Origin of the sequence: Bacillus sp. JJ1773 (assembly GCF_036962035.1) — a bacterium.
In the GTDB taxonomy this organism is placed as follows: Bacteria; Bacillota; Bacilli; order Bacillales; family Cytobacillaceae; genus Cytobacillus.
Map to the genome: position 1 here is coordinate 1 of NZ_JBALNX010000157.1, position 2,229 is coordinate 2,229.

3 protein-coding genes and 1 pseudogene are annotated in these 2,229 nt (G+C 34.0%); all 4 read right to left on the reverse strand.

Features of this window, described 5'->3' with window-relative positions:
* Window positions 1-361 precede the first annotated feature (361 nt).
* On the reverse strand, window positions 362-1,018 hold the full coding sequence (locus tag V7127_RS25735; RefSeq protein WP_335348320.1) for a polysaccharide deacetylase family protein: 657 nt from the start codon (window positions 1,016-1,018) through the stop codon (window positions 362-364).
* Between the two features lie 101 nt (window positions 1,019-1,119).
* Window positions 1,120-1,326 (reverse strand): annotated as a pseudogene (locus tag V7127_RS25740) (helix-turn-helix transcriptional regulator); the annotation flags it as partial.
* Window positions 1,327-1,571: 245 nt separating this feature from the next.
* Window positions 1,572-1,760: a hypothetical protein gene (locus V7127_RS25745; protein WP_335348322.1), complete on the reverse strand. Its 189-nt coding sequence runs from the start codon at window positions 1,758-1,760 to the stop codon at window positions 1,572-1,574.
* Window positions 1,750-2,076 (reverse strand): inner-membrane translocator, encoded by a 327-nt coding sequence (locus V7127_RS25750; RefSeq protein ID WP_335491103.1) that lies wholly within the window; start codon window positions 2,074-2,076, stop codon window positions 1,750-1,752. The genes V7127_RS25745 and V7127_RS25750 overlap by 11 nt, the downstream gene beginning before the upstream one ends.
* Between the last annotated feature and the right edge of the window lie 153 nt (window positions 2,077-2,229).

The following is a 2,229-nucleotide window of genomic DNA, read 5'->3' on the forward strand; positions in this document are numbered from 1 at the left end:
ATGGCTAGTTCTTACTCGAAGGGAATCCCACCCGTTATATGATACGACCTATGCTCGGCCGCACAACTGCTTCGTTAGTACAATAACTTCTATAAAAGAGCACTTCTCCTTCTTGAAGAAATGCACCCATTAGTTCAATAAGAAATGAGGAGTAAAAGTGCGACGATTAGGGAATGTGATTTATTGCAATATAGCAGTGCCCCTTTTTATTTACATGTCTCACATACCTTAATGGAGAGAGTTTATTTTCGTTTGACATGAAAATTTCCATAGAGTTTTCCTTACTACCTAATATTCGGGTGAAAAAATCAGAGGTTTCACTCATCACATTTGTTACTATTCAGGAGAAAAATTTAAATTATTACCATTTTTCTATAGTAAAACACTTTTGATGAAATACTGGAATAGTTAGGAATTTATTACCTGATTGCATTAAATCCTCAATTATATTTGGCAAAGAGAGAACAGTAGCATCTCTCGGACCACTTCCAAATTTATCACCATCATGTAATAATACGATGCTATCAGTCTTTGTTTTTTTTAGAACACGTCTTTCAATCTTTTTTGCACTTGTTAAAGACCAGTCCCTACTATTTACATTCCATAATACTGATTTCAAACCCGAATCATGAATAATTCTAAGGGATTGATCATCTATCTTACCATACGGCGCACGAAAGATTATCGGTTCTTTGCCGATTATTTTTTTTATTTCCAAGTTGTTTTTTTTGATCTGGCTTGATAACTCTTTTGCTGATAAATCGGTGATTTTTGGATGATTCCAAGTATGATTTCCTATAACATGCTTTTCGTTATTTATCCGCTTAACGATTTCAGGATATTTTATTACTGCTTTACCTACAACAAAAAAAGTTGCTTTAATATTATAGGTTCCCAAGATGTCAAGAATCTGATTTGTGTATGGAGATGGTCCATCATCAAAGGTAAGTGAGACGAATTTAGATTTACTAATTGCCATTATCAATACACTCGCTTTGTTAACAATAATATCTATCATATGTTTGTTTATCCTTTTGGAAACCTTATTTATCACAACCTCAATCCTGGAGATTTTTCCTTGCTCAACTAACCTCCATTAGTTGAAGTGCAAACCTTCAACATTTCAAAGAAAAGTGGAGCTTTCTTAAAATCAATTAACAAGCTATAACCACCGTTATGGCCAGCATCCGCAATAATCGGTACTCCGCTTGCACATAATGCATCTATATATCGATAGATTGTCCGGACAATCATTTCCAACCTGTCTGCTAACTCCTGGGCAGTCATTCTTTTTTCTGTCTTCAATAACCATAGAATGGTGAGCATACGTTCCTGTTGAACAATCGCACCCGTTAGCCATCCATGAAGCGCAAAAATTAGCGCTTCACCACAGAGAATGAAAATGGATTCCCCTGTCTAATGAACACTCAGAAAGCCCAGCCTTTTTTTAAAAAGCGTTTTTACTGGTTCAATTTTGTTATGCTTTTTTCTGGGTTTTGAGCTTTTTAAGTTTTCATGAGAGTTGAACAAGAAAAAAGCGATTCATTTTAGGAATCGCACGTCTGGATTGTCTAATTAGATTGTGATTTTCTTAGCATTGCCCCGTTTGCAACAATTCCGATAAACCCAGTAATTGCGAAAAAACATGCTACAAACATAGGTGCTGAAGAAAGTGATTCAGTAAGTATTCTAAACATACCAAAAGCAAAAACAAGCAAACTACATATCAGTGTAATAATTAAACGAGTTTTATTTTTCACTTTTTAGACCTCCTAACAAGAACAGTTTTACAATCCATCTAATAATTCCAATCACCAGAATGAGGACCCCATTAGCTAAGGTTAGAAGTCCTAAGAATGCTCCACCATATCCTGCACCTTCTCCTGTTCCTCCTGAACTCCAATCATAAAAATGAAGAAATAATGCACCACTTGAAAAACCAATCACTGGAGCAAGTACCACCATAATGATACCTGAAACTATAAGATTTAATTTTCTTTTTTTAAACAATGTAAAGAAAACAACATTAAGCGATATTAAAAGTAAGATAAAAAATGTCAAAATTAAATTTTCCAAAACACCTTCCCCTTATCAGTTAAATTTTACCATAAATAAATTTCTTATTTAAGTATTCTGCCCTTTAGTTTAAGTACCATTTCTTCACAATTCCCTCTAAAATATCTATTTATTTTGAAAATGAGTTATTCAAAAATATGGCCCTTTTCATGA

What these genes read in the sequence shown, in the direction of transcription:
- V7127_RS25735 (WP_335348320.1), bottom strand. Translation starts at nt 1,018, where the DNA reads ATGATAGATATTATTGTTAACAAAGCGAGTGTATTGATAATGGCAATT.